Origin of the sequence: Flavihumibacter sp. CACIAM 22H1 (assembly GCF_001601815.1) — a bacterium.
Lineage (GTDB): Bacteria > Bacteroidota > Bacteroidia > Chitinophagales > Chitinophagaceae > Flavihumibacter.
In genome coordinates, this window is the sequence record NZ_LUKG01000092.1 from 1 (window position 1) to 16,509 (window position 16,509).

The 16,509-nt window shown below is 44.3% G+C and carries 8 protein-coding genes and 1 pseudogene; 8 read left to right on the top strand and 1 reads right to left on the bottom strand.

Translation table 11 applies throughout. The features are described 5' to 3' along the window. From A1D16_RS18785 to A1D16_RS18815, 7 genes are all read left to right on the top strand, one after another. Window positions 1–1,192, top strand: a 1,192-nt coding sequence (locus A1D16_RS18785; protein WP_366207066.1) for an ROK family protein, incomplete at its 5' end; no start/stop codon positions are given. Between the two features lie 38 nt (window positions 1,193–1,230). Continuing rightward, window positions 1,231–4,563 (top strand): SusC/RagA family TonB-linked outer membrane protein, encoded by a 3,333-nt coding sequence (locus A1D16_RS18790; RefSeq protein ID WP_290712381.1) that lies wholly within the window; start codon window positions 1,231–1,233, stop codon window positions 4,561–4,563. A 26-nt stretch (window positions 4,564–4,589) separates the two neighbouring features. Next, window positions 4,590–6,302, top strand: coding sequence for a SusD/RagB family nutrient-binding outer membrane lipoprotein (locus A1D16_RS18795; RefSeq protein ID WP_290712369.1), 1,713 nt, complete (start codon window positions 4,590–4,592; stop codon window positions 6,300–6,302). A 92-nt stretch (window positions 6,303–6,394) separates the two neighbouring features. Continuing rightward, the gene (locus tag A1D16_RS18800; protein ID WP_290712371.1) at window positions 6,395–6,988 is read left to right on the top strand and encodes a redoxin domain-containing protein; all 594 of its coding nucleotides are present in this window, start codon (window positions 6,395–6,397) and stop codon (window positions 6,986–6,988) included. A 13-nt stretch (window positions 6,989–7,001) separates the two neighbouring features. Continuing rightward, window positions 7,002–8,324, top strand: coding sequence for a cytochrome c (locus A1D16_RS18805; RefSeq protein ID WP_290712373.1), 1,323 nt, complete (start codon window positions 7,002–7,004; stop codon window positions 8,322–8,324). A 10-nt stretch (window positions 8,325–8,334) separates the two neighbouring features. Then, entirely contained in the window at window positions 8,335–11,712 is a 3,378-nt protein-coding gene (locus tag A1D16_RS18810; protein WP_290712375.1) for a VCBS repeat-containing protein, read from the top strand. Next, the gene (locus A1D16_RS18815) at window positions 11,709–13,022 is read left to right on the top strand and encodes a vanadium-dependent haloperoxidase (RefSeq protein WP_290712377.1); all 1,314 of its coding nucleotides are present in this window, start codon (window positions 11,709–11,711) and stop codon (window positions 13,020–13,022) included. Before A1D16_RS18810 ends, A1D16_RS18815 begins: the two co-directional genes overlap by 4 nt. Window positions 13,023–13,064: 42 nt before the next feature. On the opposite strand, the gene cls is transcribed toward A1D16_RS18815, so the two are convergent. After that, window positions 13,065–14,507, bottom strand: a complete 1,443-nt coding sequence (gene cls, locus A1D16_RS18820) for a cardiolipin synthase (protein WP_290712379.1) — start codon at window positions 14,505–14,507, stop codon at window positions 13,065–13,067. Window positions 14,508–14,906: 399 nt separating this feature from the next. On the opposite strand from cls, the pseudogene rpoB reads away from it, so the two are divergent. After that, window positions 14,907–16,509: pseudogene (gene rpoB / locus A1D16_RS18825) on the top strand (DNA-directed RNA polymerase subunit beta); the annotation flags it as partial.

The following is a 16,509-nucleotide window of genomic DNA, read 5'->3' on the forward strand; positions in this document are numbered from 1 at the left end:
GCTGTATTTCGGTAAGGAGCTTTCCGGCACGGATTTATCTGAGCGGATTCATCGCAGCTTACCGTTAACCAACAAGCTGTTGTGTGAGCTGAAAGAGGCTGGCTCAGTGGTTGAACTTGGATTTGCCCCTTCGAAAGGAGGGCGCCGGCCGATGCTCTATTCACTGGATAAGAGTTTCGGCTATATTGTTTCTGTAGCCATGGATCAGTTGTTTACCCGCATCGGGATATTGACCGCGGACCACACCTTCGTAACGGCCATTGAACGGCATGAACTGAACCTTAGTACGGAACCGGATGCACTGGCAATACTTGGAAATCTTATTGAAAAGCATATCAGGGCCTCAGGATTGGAGGGTGCTCGTATTATTGGCGTAGGAATAGGCATGCCTGGCTTTATTGACCTGGAGAAAGGGGTCAATTATTCGTTTTTCCGGTCGGAAAATGAAAGTTTACAAAAATCACTGCAGGACCGGTTGCAGTTACCAGTGTTCATAGACAATGATTCAAGCCTGGTTGCTCTAGCGGAGTACCGATTTGGTGCGGCACGCGATAAGCGGAATGTGATGGTGGTGAACGTGAGTTGGGGAATTGGGCTTGGTATGGTCTTAAACGGCGAATTATTCAGAGGAAATAATGGTTTTGCCGGTGAATTCAGCCATATACCCATTTTCAGCAGTAATAAACTATGTAGTTGCGGAAAAACCGGCTGTTTGGAAACTGAAGCTTCTTTGCTGGTTTTAGTGGAAAAAGCAATTAAGGGAATAGAACAGGGCAAGATTACCAATCTTCCGGCTATTTCACTGGCCAATCCGGAGGAAGCTTGTTCTGCCATTATCCGGATGGCGTTAAAGGGAGATAAATTTTGTGTTGAACTGATAGCAGAAATCGGGTATAACATAGGAAGGGGCCTTGCTATTTTAATTCATATCCTGAACCCGGAACTAATTATCCTTAGCGGACGTGGTGCAACCGCCGGAAAACTATGGAATGCCCCCATCCAACAGGCCATCAATGAACATTCTATACCCCGTCTGGCAGAACACACTGCCATAGAAATATCTTCTGTGGGAAATAAAGATGAACTATATGGAGCAGCTGCCCTGGTAATGGAAAATTATGACAGGGAGGTGCTCAAAAAATCCAAACGTAAGGGAAACAGTGCCCCACAAACTTTCGGAATTTATAATTAATCATAAACTCAACTGCAATGAAAAGAACAACGGTTCGAATGCTTTTGCTATTATTTCTGAGCGTATTCTCAGTATGCTCATTTGCGCAGCAAAAGAGAACGGTGACAGGCTCCGTTCAGGATGAACAAGGTGCTCCGATTTCGGGTGCCACTTTTGTAATTAAAGGAACCCGGACAGGTGGCGCTACCGATATCCAGGGGACTTTTACGATCAGTTTAACCAGTGATGCTCCGCTGGTATTTAGTGCTGTAGGCTTTCTTTCCAAGGAAGTACCGACAGCCGGACTTACTGAATTGAAGGTTGTTCTGCAAAAGGACGACAAGGCAATGGATGAAGTAATCGTTACTGGTTTCGGTGTTAAAAAAGAAACAAGGAAACTTTCTTATGCCGTTTCTGAAATTAAAGGAGATGAACTCGTTCGTGCCAGCTCTCCAAACATTGTGAATGCTATGCAAGGTAAAGTTGCAGGTGTATTCATTAATCAGGGAAATGGTGGTCCGATGTCTTCTTCCAGAATTCGTATCAGAGGTAATACCAGCTTGAATGGTAATACGCAGCCGCTTGTGGTAATTGATGGTGTTATTTTGGAACCAGGTACAACAGGAGGCGATAGCTGGGGAAGTGCGCAGGATTTCGGTAACCAGATGAAAAATCTGAACCCGGATGATTATGAAAGTGTAACTGTACTGAAAGGTTCTGCGGCCAGTGCTCTTTATGGATCACAGGCACAAAACGGTGTACTTCTTATTACAACTAAAAAAGGTAGACAACAGAAAGGGCTTGGAGTAACGTTCTCTCATAGCCAGCTTTTTGATAAGGCATTTAAGGCTACTGAAATGCAAAATGAATTTGGTGCGGGTATCAATCCTACTTTCACCAATGGTGCTGACGGTGTGCCTGAAGTTGATGCTGCTAACTATTTCTGGAGCTTTGGTCCCCGTTTCAATGGCCAACAGGTAAGAGATATCGATGACCGTATGATTACCTGGGATGCAAAACCGAACAATATTCTTGATGCATTTCAAACAGGTAAATTCATTAATTCAAACGTAGCTGTTGAAGGTGGTACAGAAAAAACAACATTCAGGGCTTCTTATTCTAACCTGAAGAACACTTATGTTACTCCTAACACAGAGTTGAAAAGAAATGCATTTGCACTCCGCGTTACACAGAAATTGTCCAACTTCCTGACAATTGACGGTAGCGTAAACTATGCAATGACAGAATCTAAAAACCCTCTTGCACAAGGTGGTAATAACAGCCCCTTGTTTGCGTTGGCGTATTTTAACCCAAGGAACTATGACACCAAATATTGGATGAATAATTACCAGGATCCAGAAGGTGGAATCAACAGGAACGATCCTTATGGCTTATCTGGTCTGTTCTACGGGCTGTATAATAATAATACCACGCAGTTCGAAAATACCCTGCTTGCTAATATTGACGTAACTGCAAAAATTACCCCTTGGTTATCGCTGCTTGTTAAAGGTAACATCAATAATGTAGGCCTTGACAGAGAAACAAAAAATCTGGGCGGAGGTGTTGGTTTTTCAGGCGGAAGCTACAGTGTGTTTAATTCCAGCCGCAGAAACACCCGTTTACAAGCTTTGCTTACTGCAACTAAAGACTTGAATGACGACTTTTCTGTTAGTGCATCTATTGGTGGTGAGCGTCAGGCATATCAGCCAGAACGTTTTTCTTCTTCTTCAACACAAGGTGGTTTGAAAACTCCTGGTGGATTCTTTATTGGTAACTCCGTTAATCCGGCTACAACCAATGGCGGTATCAGCAACGGAAATGGAGCTTCAAGAAGATTGGATGCCGCTTATTTATTTGGTGATGTAACCTGGAGAAATATGCTGACATTGAATTTCAGTGCACGTAATGACTGGACTTCAACCTTATTGTACCCAAGTGATGGCCATGGTATTAGTGATTATTTTTATCCTGGTGTTGGTTTGGCCTGGATATTCACCGAAACCTTTAAAAACAGCACAGCACTTGACTTTCTGTCTTTTGGTAAGTTAAGAGCTGCATATGCTCAAACAGGTGCCGGTATTGGTGCATGGCAAAACAGTACGGGGTATTATCTCTTCCAGGGAAATTATACGTTTAGAGATGGTCGAGTAATTCCACGCTATGGCTTTGACGGAAATACACTCGGTAACCAGAATATCAAAAATGAGCTGACCAAAGAATTTGAAATTGGTGCTGATCTTCGATTCCTGAATAATCGTATTGGTCTTGATGTGGCTTGGTATAAAAAGAATTCCTTTAATCAATTGTTACCATTACCCGTTCCTTCTGAAAGTGGTGTGGGAAGTCAGTTGATCAATGCTGGTAATATTCAAAACCAGGGTATAGAAGTTTTACTTACCGCCAACCCCATTAAGCGCAAAGATTTCAACTGGGATCTGACTGTAAACTTCACCAGAAACAGAAACAAAATCATTGAATTAGGTCCGGATAACAGCCCTTATCCATTGGATAACGCTTTTGGTGCGGATGTTCAGTCAATGGCAATTGTTGGTCAACCATACGGTATTATTCGTACCAACTATGGGTATGCCAGCTATCAGGCAAAAGATGCAAGTGGTAATAACATCTCCAGCCCATTGAATGGTCAGAAAGTATTGAAACAAAATGGTAGTTATTACAGAAGCTCTGAATTAGGACAACCTACAAAAGAGCTTGGAACTATGATGGAAAACTTCCTTGCCAGCACTTCACAGAATTTCCGTTTCAAGAATATTTTCCTTTCCTTCCAGATTGACGCAAAAGTTGGTGGTTTGATTTCTTCAGCTACCCACCAGTATGGTTCAACCAACGGTTCTCTGAAAAGTACACTTTTCGGTCGTTCGTCTGAATTCGGTGGTTTGGAAAGAAATACCTACGATGCAAATGGAAACGTAACCGGTACATTTGATGATGGTATTATTCCTGAAGGTGTGTTTGCTGACGGAATCTCTATCCGTGCTCCAAACGGACAAACCTATAATGTAGGTGGCATGACTTACCAGGAAGCTGTGGATCAGAATATCGTAGAACCAGTTAGTGCTCGTTTGTATTATGCTCGTCTTACTCAGTGGTCTACTGGTATTCGTGAGTATTCAACTTTTGAAAACAGCTGGGTTGCTGTACGTGAAGTTTCAGTTGGTTATACAATGCCAAGCAAACTTGCCACCTCTCTTAAGCTGAATTCTCTCCGTGTTAGCCTTATCGGTCGGAACCTCGGTTACCTGTACACAACTACAAAAGACGGAATTCATCCGGAAGGTGGTTTGTTGAGTAACAGAGCAGGTACGTTTGCTGAATACGGTGGTGTACCCTATATCCGCAGTATTGGTTTCAAAGTGGATGCAGGATTCTAATTGATTTAATTTCAAAAAAGAAAATGATGAAACATACTAGAAAGCTATTGGTTGCTGCTGCTGCAATGTCGGTAATGACATTCAGTAGTTGTGACAAGCAAGATTATATTGACTTCAATACCAACCCCAACACAATTTACAACCTCACTCCTGAGCAGCAGTTTACGAATAGCTGTATTGCCATGTTTGATGCTGATTTTGAGTACTATTACGACTATTACCGGATTATGATGCCGTGGATGCAATATTTTACTCCGGCAAATGGTAACTCGAAAACCTACATGCAGGATGTTGGAAACTTTAACCAACGTAGAGGCTATTTCTACTTACGAGTAGGAAATAACCTTACAGATGTTTTGCAGATCATCAACCGCGCTCCTGAGGAAGAAAAAGCAAATCGCAGAAGCCAGGCTGCCATCGCTAAAATTCTGTTGACGTATTATGGTTTGTATACAACAGAAACCAATGGAAACCTGCCTTACACAGAAGCATGGCAGGCTCGTTACGGAGGTACTTTGACTCCCAAATATGATACACAGGAAGAACTGTTTTCAACGTTTGATGCTGACCTGAAAGCCTCTATTGCAACGTTAAAAGCAAATACATCTGAGCAGATCAGTTTTGGAACAGCTGATTTATACTATTCCGGTGACGCTGCTAAATGGGTAAAAGCTGCAAATGCCTTACGCCTTCGTTTAGCGATGCGTTGGGGTAAACGTAATCCGGCTAAACTTCAGGAAATTGCAAATGAAGTAATTGCAGGTGATTTGTTTACAGCCAATTCAGACAACCTGGAATTTGTTTCTTCTTCCAACCACGCTGGCGCGGGTGGAAACTGGGATCCAAGTCCGGCACTGTTTAAAGGAAGTAAAGCATTGGTGGATTTCATGTATAATAGCAATGACCCACGTATCAGGATCTTCTTCCAGAAAAATGCCTACTCTCAGCAGAACGTAGATTTGGCAAAAGCCCAGGGCATCATTCCTGCTTCTACAATTGTAAGTGCTAAACAATATGTTGGCGGATTTGCATCTCCGGATGCAGCAGCTGACGCAGCAAATGCAAGATTTTATAATAATACCAGGAATTTTGTTAATGGTAATGGAGTTCAACAGGCACTTGATACGCTTTCCCGTATTCAGTACAGGTTGTTTTGTCCTGGAATTTCCAATCCATATGTATCTAATCCAACACCTGGTACCGGCCAAATTACCTTCCCCATGCTCACTTACTCAGAGCAGCTTTTTTACAGGGCGGAACTGGCTGCAAGAGGTATCACTACCGAAAATGCTGAGCAATTGTACGAGATGGCTGTAAAAGCGTCTATGCGCTATTACGATCTTATGGGTAGCAGAGCACAGGTGTTTGATTATGTTGCACTTACAGATACTGAAGTAGACGCTGCATACAATAACGTAAATGTTAAGTATGACGCTTCCAAGGCATTGGACTTGATTGCTTCTCAGTCTTACATTCACTTCTTCAAACAAGCGAACGAGGGTTGGGCTCTTTATAAGAGAACTGGTATGCCAAATACCACTACCACTCTGGCTTTTGAACAAATTTTGGCAGACGGAGTAGTGCAGAAAATGCCAAGAAGACCTTTGATTAATCTCCCTAACAATACCGATCTGAATTTCAATAACGCGAAAGCTGGTCTTGATCAAATGGCAAGCGATCCTGAATTTGGAGCCGGTCCTGGGGATATTTACGGACGTATCTGGTGGGATAAACAATAATTCATTTCCACTATATAAAACCCCGGTCCAATGGATCCGGGGTTTTATACTTTTAGCCCTTTTTGGTCCGATAAAGTTTTGTACTTTGAGTTATGCGGAACCTGAAAATTTTGCTGCTGCTTTTACTACTGAACCCGGTTACCCAATCGAAGGCACAGGGCCTTTTAGGCCCCTTTGATGCGGCAAAACTGGAAGCCTTTTCCGGTAAAGCCATCAATAGTTCCCTGCCCTCCGGTCTATTGCAGGAGCACAAATGGACCCTGCTCGTTTTTCTTTCGCCCGAATGCCCCCTTAGTAAGAACTATGCGATCGTAATTCAACAATTGGCGGATGAGTTTGCCAGCCAACTGCAGGTAATCGGAATCATTCCGGGAAAGAGTTTTTCAACCAAAGAAACCCGCCAGTTTGCTGCTAAATATAAATTGCAGTTCCCCTTATTGATAGATGAGAAAATGGAACTTGTGAAAATGGTGCAGGCAAGCACTACTCCCGAAGCAGTTTTGCTGACCGAGAAAGCTGAACTGATTTACCGGGGCGCAATAGACGACTGGGCTGTTGACCTCGGGAAAAAACGAACCAAAGCATCCCGGGAATATCTTAAAGACGCTATCAAACAAACGGTAGCTGGTATTCCTGTTATCCAAAAAATTAATCCACCTGTTGGCTGTCTGATCAATGAATTTTAACGCTGCTATACATATGTCAAAGTATTTGCTTCTCAGTTTGCTGCTATCCTTGTTTTTGACCTGTTCTGTAAGGGCGCAGTCCTATACCTGGGCAGAAGATATAGAACCAATTATTTCGCAGAATTGTACGCCTTGCCACAAACCTGGCGAAGCCGGACCCTTTAACCTGATTACCTACCAGGATGTTGCCAAGCGCTCCAAATTTGTTAAGGAAGTAGTACAAAGTGGTTATATGCCACCCTGGAAAGCGGATAACAATTACGTACATTTCGCCAATGACCGGTCACTTTCTACGACAGAAATTTCGAAGATTGTAAGCTGGGTGGATAATGGTGCTCCCCAGGGTAAACCGTCCAAAACGGCGCATACCAATACACAAGCGCTTATTACGGGAACTTCCTATCACCGCAAACCAGACCTGACCCTGCAAATTGCAGACAGCTTCCAGGTTATCGGGGGTAATGTGGAACAATTTGTCATTTTTAAAATGCCTTTCGAACTCAGCGACTCCTTCAATATAGAAGCCATTGAATTTGTAGCCAATAACAAATCACTGGTTCACCATGTTAACTATGCCATTCACTCCGTTCCGGATCCTGCCATTGATCTTTACAAATCACATAAACTCATTAATCTCACGTTTGACGACCGGCGCAAATTTGACCAGTACCAACCTTATCGGCGTACCATCACCTACTATGGGGGCTGGATACCCGGTGCCCGCTACGAAGCCTATCCCCAGGATTTTGGATGGGTGCTTCCCAAACGGGGAGTAATCCTGATGACCGTGCATTTCAGCCCGGTTGCTGTGGAAGAAATGTTTAAAGGTGGCGTTAACCTCTTCTTTAAAAAAACACCTGTTAAACGGCCGGTTAAAGTGGTAAGTTTTGGATCCGGCGGTATTGGTGAACGCCAAATCGACCCCATTTTTTACATAAAGGCTAATGAAAAACAAAAATTTACCCTGGAAGTAACCAACCCAAGTGAAGATCAGTCGCTCTTGCATGTGTGGCCGCATATGCACCTGATCGGCAAGTCCTTCAAAGCCTATGCACTTACCACTGCCGGCGATACCATCCGCCTGGTAAATATTCCTAACTGGGATTTTCGCTGGCAGGAAATTTATCAATTCCGATCGCCTGTTAAAATTCCCAAAGGTTCTGTGGTTCGCCTGGAATGTGAATACGATAACACTGCAGACAATCCGTTTAATCCAAATAACCCGCCTAAAACCATTTTTTCCCAGGGCGATATGAAAACTACTGATGAAATGATGACCCTGATGATGATTTTCACCCCCTATAAACCCGGGGATGAAAAAATTAAACTCGATTAACTGCTGACTTGTGAAATATTTTGTTCGTTATTTTCTTTCTGTTATCTGCTGCTTTGCGCTGGTGGTAACCAAGCTGTTCGGACAAACCGCTGAACCCTTATTTAAACAAATTGATCCACAAAAAAGCGGACTTCAGTTTTTAAATACTATTACAGAAACCGACAGCCTGCACGTGTTTCGATACGAATACCTTTATAACGGCGCCGGCGTTGGGGTGGGCGACTTTAACCGCGATGGCCTCGAGGACCTTTTTTTCTCCGGTAACCTGGTGCAGAATAAACTGTTTCTGAACAAAGGTGCCCTTCGCTTTGAAGATATTACCGGAACGGCAGGTGTGCAGGGCAATGGAACCTGGTCTACCGGTGTTACGGTAGCGGATGTGAATGGCGATGGCTGGCTGGATATTTATGTGTGTCATTCCGGGAAATATGCCGATTCTCTTCAACTAAGGAATGAACTGTTCATAAATGAAGGTGCTAAAAACGGAAAACCGACCTTCCGGGAAAGAGCGGTTGAGTTTGGACTAGATGCCCCCGGTACACAATCTACCCAGGCTGTTTTTTTTGATTATGACCTCGACGGCGACCTGGATATGTTCCTGCTGAATCATTCCAATCATACCTATAATCCTTTTCTGAATACCAGAAAAATCAGGTCTACCCCAAATCCATACTTTGGAAACCGGTTTTTTAGAAATAACGGCATTAAAAATGGGGTAGCGGTTTTTGAAGATATTACACAGAAAGCTGGTATTATCAATCATGCGCTTAATTTTGGGTTGAGCGTTACCGTTAGTGATCTTAACAATGACGGCTGGCCTGACCTGTATACAACCAGCGATTATACCGAAAAAGACTGCCTTTACATCAATAAAAAGAACGGAACATTTGCTGAGCAACTGGAAAAATCAATGGCCCATATTTCCAAGTATTCGATGGGTGCAGATATAGCAGATATTAATAATGATGGTTGGACGGATTTGTTTACCCTGGATATGCTTCCCGAAGATAATCACCGGCAGAAAATGTTGAAGGGCCCGGACGAGTATGATCAATACCATCTTCTATGGGATAGTGGTTATTACAAACAGCAGATGCGGAATATGCTGCAGCTTAACCAGGGGATTGATCAGAACGGGAACCTTCGCTTCTCCGAAATCGGTCAGTTAGCGGGCCTATCGAATACGGATTGGAGCTGGTCTGGTTTATTTGCTGATTTTGACCTGGATGGATGGAAGGATGCGTTTGTAACAAACGGTTACCTGCGCGACTATACAGACCTGGATTTTATGAAATACACAGTGGCGGATGCAAGAATTGAAGCAGCAAAAAATGGCCACCAGAATTTTCAAACCCACGCACTGGTAGTGAAAATGCCCTCTAATAAATTGAGTAATTATGTGTTTAGGAACAACGGCAATCTCACCTTCTCCAATAAAACAGCCGAATGGGGATTAGAATACCCCGCTATTTCAAATGCCGCCGTGTATGCAGACCTGGACAATGACGGTGATTTAGATCTGGTTGTAATGAATAACAATGATCCGGTACAGTTATTTGAAAATACCGCTGCCGGTGCCCGTTCTGCTAATTACCTGGCCATCCGTTTAGGAGGAAACAAACAGAATCTTTTTGCGATCGGAGCCAGGGTAGAGTTGATTGCTTCTAATGGAATGCGTCAGTTACAGGAGCTCTATCCGGTGCGTGGCTACCAATCTTCCCAAAGCTACCAGTTGGTTTTTGGTTTGCCCGCAAATACGGTAATTGATACGGTTAAGATTCGTTGGCCTGATCAGCAGCTAACCTATCATCTCCGGCCTGAGCTGAATAAACTGCATACCTATACCATTCCTTCAACGGAAACAATAAGCAGGCCGGCGATTCCACTACCTTCCAGGAAATGGATGGAAGATATCAGTAGTACGTCAAGGATCTCTTTCCGGCATAAGGAAAACGATTTTATAGATTTTAAAGATGAAACCTTATTGCCTTATATGCTTTCGCGTATGGGGCCTGCGTTGGCAACGGCAGATGTAAACGGCGATGGACTGGACGATGTATTCATTGGTGCCCCGGTGGGGCAATCCTCGGTCTTGTACCTGCAGAAGACGCCTGGAAGATTTGAACTATTGCAAGGGCCCTGGTCGCAGGAACCGGAGGTGGAAGAAGTACAGGCAGCTTTCTTTGATGCGGATGGCGATGGCGATCCTGATCTGTATATTGTTAGCGGAGGCAATGAATACGGGGCGGCCTCGCCGGAATACCAGGATCGGCTATACATCAACGATGGGAAGGGGATTTTTCACAAAGCAACAGATGCGCTTCCTTCCATGTTATCTCCCAAGCAGGGCCTGGCTATTGCTGATTTTGATAAGGACGGCGACCTGGATATATGGGTAGGGGGGATGTACGAACCCGGCTCTTTTCCCCTGGCCGCCAGGTCCTGGTTACTTCGAAACGACAGCCAGAACGGAGCAGTTCGGTTTACCGACATTACTGCCGAATATCCTTTTTTGCTAAAACCAGGAGCTAATACAGCCGCTGTATGGGCAGATATTAATTCGGATGGATTTCCCGAACTCATACTGGCGGGCGACTGGATGCGTATTCAGCTCATTGAAAATAATAAAGGAAAACTGGTGCCTGGTACGGCCACCCTGCCGGGTAATTTAACAGGTTGGTGGCGCTCGATTACTGCGGACGACCTGGATGGTGACGGAGATATTGATTTTATCCTGGGCAATGCAGGTATTAACCTGCAGTTTAAAGCAAGTGAAAAAGAACCGGTTGAATTGTTTGCCACCGATATTGACCAGAACGGAACACTCGATCCACTGCTCACTTATTATATCGGCGGTAAATCCTATCCGGCTGCCTCTCGTGATGAATTGTTGGAACAGGTTGTTCCGCTTCGTAAAAAATTTGTGTACTATAAAAACTATGCAGATGTTACGGTAGATGAAATCATTCCGGCAGCCCGCCGAAAAAATATGCAGCATCTGTTGGTGAACAACCTCTCCTCCGGGATTTTATGGAATGAAGGTAAACAACCCTGGAAATTTGATCCCTTACCATTGGCTGCCCAGGTTTCTTCCCTGCAAGCAGCCCTGGTGGTCGATTGGAACAAGGATGGAAAAAAAGATATTTACCTGGGCGGAAATTTTGAAGCCTACCGGGTGCAGATCGGGCAATCGGATGCCAGTTATGGTTTATTGCTGCAAGGTGCCGGTAACAGGCTGTTTGAAGCGATTTCTCCTATGCATACCGGGGTGTTTCTAAACGGCGATGTTCGCCAAATGAAATGGTTGAATAAAACTGCAGGTCAGGCTTTGTTGCTTGTAGCACCGAATAATGGACCTGTGCAGGTAATAAAAATTAATCAGGAATGAGAATTTATGTAGTGCTTCTTTGTTGGCTGCTTGGAATTACTGAAGCCGGATTTTCGCAGAAGCAGCCGCCCTTGGATGCTGCTCCTCTTTACAAGGCCCAGCAGGTTCTGACAGATGTAATGGTGCATGATATATTTTCTCCCCCGGTAGCCAGCCGGATTTACGTATACACGCACCTGGCCGCCTATGAGTTGCTGGCAGCTGCCGGCAACACAGGCATTTATTCATTTGCGGGCAAGTTACCCGGCTGGTCGGGCGTTGCTATCGGGAAATCAGACATTGATCCCGTAGTGGCTTCCCTGGAAGCATTCCGGGTTACCGGCCGTCAACTGGTTTTTTCGGAACAGCAGTTTTCAGACTCTATGCAAGTGCTGATGGATCAGCTTATCAAAGAGCGGAAACCGGGAAAAAAGTTAGACGCCTCTCTGGTCGCCGGTAAGCTGGTGGGTGATAGTATCCTGGCCTGGGCAGGTAGAGATCGGTACAAAGAAACCAGGAGCATCAGGCGGTACCAGTTGAAAAAAGCGCCCGGCACCTGGTTGCCAACACCTCCGGGGTATATGGCAGCTGTAGAACCCAATTGGAAACAAATCCGGTGCCTTACCATGGATAGTGCCGCAGCTTTTCGCCCGCTGCAGGCTACGGATTTTTCCACGGAGAAAGAGTCGCGTTTTTATAAAGAAGCACTGGAAGTGTACACGGTTTGCACCTCGCTAACCGAGGAACAGAAAGCGATTGCCGCATTTTGGGATTGCAATCCTTTTCATATTACCATGCAGGGGCACCTGAATTTTGCCACTAAAAAGATTTCGCCGGGCGGGCACTGGATGCAGATTGCCGGTTTGGCCAGTTCAATGCGCAAAGCTAGCTTTCAACAGGCTGCACGTGCCTATACCCTTACAGCTATTGCCGTATTTGATGCTTTTATCAGTTGCTGGGAAGAAAAGTATCATAGTCAGTTGATCCGCCCGGAAACTTATATTAATAGTCATATCAATGAATCCTGGCGGCCCATGTTGCAAACCCCGCCATTTCCCGAATATCCCAGCGGGCACAGTGTGGTTTCTTCGGCGGCTGCAACGGTACTGACACAGTTGTACGGCGATGATTTTTCATTTGTCGACAATACTGAAAGACCCTATGGTTTACCCGACAGGCGTTTCGCTTCATTTCGGAAAGCCAGTGAAGAAGCAGCAATATCGCGCTTATATGGTGGAATTCATTACCGGCCTGCAATAGAGAATGGCCTGGTACAGGGAAGGAGGGTAGGGGAGCAGGTGATAAAAAAACTGGAACCGCTGTTCCGTTGAATAGAACCTGTGCTTACAGGTTATAGGTAAACCGGTAATCCCTTATAGCATCGGCGATAATAGCCTGGCAATCTTTTCTATTAATTGAATAGATCTGGGACGATTATTCCAGGAAAGCGCATCAATTTTTTCGGCATTATTTATGTCCTGGTAAAACGAATGCCTGAGTTGTGCTGCCACTTCAGCATCATAGACTATTGCGTTTACTTCAAAGTTTAATTCAAAACTTCTATTGTCCATATTGGCCGTACCTACAATTGATAACCTTTTATCTGTTATCATCGTTTTTGCATGCACAAATCCTTTTTTGTACAAGTAAATTTCTACGCCGGCTTTTAGCAAATCGTTGAAATAGGATTTAGCTGCTGCGTTTACTATCCTGGAATCTGAAATACCTGCAGTTAACAATCTTACCTTAACGCCACTTAAGGATGCCATCATAAGTGCATTTGATAAGCTTTCACCGGGTATAAAATAAGGGCTTGTTATCAGTATTTCTTCGGTGGCTAGATTAATAGCCTGTAAGAGTGAGAATAATATGGCAGGGGTGTCAGAATCGGGCCCACTGGCTGTTATCTGAACAATTTTATTGTCATTTTTTTGTGGCAGGTCTCTTGGGAAGAAATAGGCGTCTGGTTGTAAACTTTCTTTTGCGCAAAAATTCCAATCGCACAAAAAAATATATTGCAGGTACATAACTCCTGGCCCGTCTATGCGCAAATGGGTATCTCTCCAGTAAAGCCTGTTCCTATCATTTATGTATTTGTCGCTTACATTAATGCCTCCCACAAAACCCGTGCGGCCGTCAATAATGATAATTTTTCGGTGGTTGCGGTAGTTTAGTTTGCTGGCAAATTCGAAAAACGAAACTTTTAGAAAGGGAAAAACCTGGATACCGGCAGTTTTTAACCGCTTTACCAGTTTCCGGATAGAGTTACTTCCAAAGTCGTCGTAGATAAAACGGATACGTACGCCTTCCTGTGCTTTTTTTACCAGGATATTTTCCAACTGACGGCCAATTTCATCGTCTTCATATATGTAATATTCAATATGGATATGGTGCCGTGCCTCCAGCAATGCGTTCACCAGTGCAGGAAATTTTTCTTCCCCGTTTTGCAATACTTTCACGGCATTATTGCCCGTTAAAGGACTTTCGATATCCTTAACTGCCATGATGGCCAATTTTTTATGTTGATCCAGGTTTTCGTTGTTGGTAATAAAAATGTTTTCTGAATACTGCCTGATTATTGCACGAAGTCTTTTGCCGGCGTAGCGGTTCTGAATGAGTTTCCTGGAATACATTTTCCGGTGTCGGTAATTAATGCCAACCAGGAAATAGATGATCATACCAAGCAAGGGAATAAAAATTACCAGTAATAAATAGGCTAAGGATTTTGCGGTGGAATTTGTTTCATAAACAATCTGAATACATACTGCAATCAGTAGTATATAGTAGATCAACTGAACGAGCAACAGCTTATCCATAAGTAGAAGGTGTTCGGGGCTACCTTACCAGCGATTTGTCGCATTTACAGGTAGTTCGGGGTTAATAAGACAGGCGCTGGCGCCGGCTTCTCCTCAACAATTTACGTCAAATTAGCTGGTGGCTGCGCTTTACTGCCCCTCCCTATACCGGTAGATCAACACCCTTTTCCTGCCTGGGGGCATTATTTAGCCTAGCCAGTTAAAAGAAGTGGTTATGAAGGCGGCCGGGAGGCGGTGGATAAAAAGATGGAGACCTTTTGACTTTTGAATTAATTCAACTACCTTTGCCGTCCGTTTTACTATATTCGGATAGTTATCTGGGAACTTTACATTATGGCCATTTTTTTGTAAATTCCTAATTATCAGTGCATAAGACTTTAAAACCGGTTTAAAATACATATGTCTTCAACTAAACAGAACACCAGGATCAACTTTGGTAAGATCAAACACCTCGCTGAAGCTCCTGACCTGCTGGAAGTGCAGATTCAATCGTTTAAAGACTTCTTTCAATTAGAAACCACTCCCGACAAACGGAACAATGAAGGCCTGTTTAAGGTGTTTAAGGAAAACTTTCCGATCACCGACACCAGGAACATTTTCGTATTGGAGTTCCTCGATTATTTTATCGATCCTCCCCGTTATACCATTGAAGAGTGTATGGAGCGCGGACTTACCTACGCGGTTCCCCTGAAAGCCAAGTTGCGCCTTAGTTGTAATGACGAAGAGCATGTGGACTTCCAGACCATTGTACAGGATGTATTCCTCGGAAATATCCCGTATATGACCCCCCGCGGTACGTTTGTAATAAATGGAGCAGAGCGGGTAGTGGTATCCCAGCTGCACCGTTCACCCGGTGTGTTCTTTGGGCAGTCCATTCACCCGAATGGTACGAAAATTTATTCTGCCCGGGTTATTCCTTTCAAAGGTGCCTGGATGGAATTTGCTACCGACATCAATAACGTGATGTATGCCTATATCGATCGTAAGAAAAAGTTCCCTGTAACTACCTTATTGCGTTCGATCGGCTTCGAAACAGATAAAGATATCCTGGAACTTTTCGGTATGGCCGATGAAGTAAAAGGAGAAAAGAAAGCCCTTGATAAATACCTGGGTAAAAAACTGGCTGCCCGCGTACTTCGTACCTGGGTAGAGGATTTCGTAGATGAGGATACCGGTGAGGTAGTTTCTATTGAGCGGAATGAAGTGGTACTGGAGCGTGATACCATCCTGGATGAAGAAGCAATCGATATGATTGTGGATATGGATGTTAAGAGCGTATTCCTGCAAAGAGAAGATGTAGGTGGCGATTATGCTATCATCTACAACACGCTCAATAAGGATACGTCTAACAGTGAACTGGAAGCGGTTCAGCATATCTATCGCCAGTTGCGTGGTGCGGATGCCCCGGATGATGAAACAGCCCGTGGTATCATCGATAAACTTTTCTTCTCAGACAAGCGATACGATCTGGGAGAAGTTGGTCGTTACAAAATCAACCGTAAGCTGAACCTTAACTACCCGCTTGATCATAAAGTACTGACCAAGGAAGATATTATTGAGATCATCAAATACCTGGTTCGTTTAACCAACGGTAAAGCAGAGATCGACGACATCGATCACCTGAGCAATCGTCGGGTACGTACGGTAGGGGAGCAGTTATATGCACAATTTGGCGTTGGTCTGGCCCGTATGGCCCGTACTATCCGGGAGCGTATGAACGTTCGGGATAACGAGGTGTTTACACCGGTTGACCTGATCAATGCCCGTACCCTATCTTCCGTAATTAACTCCTTCTTTGGAACCAGCCAGTTATCACAATTCCTGGACCAGACCAACCCGCTGTCTGAAATAACGCATAAGCGTCGTATTTCTGCACTCGGACCAGGCGGTTTGAGCAGGGAGCGTGCCGGCTTCGAAGTTCGTGACGTACACTATTCGCACTACGGTCGTTTGTGTACTATCGAAACACCGGAAGGTCCAAATATCGGTCTGATCTCTACAC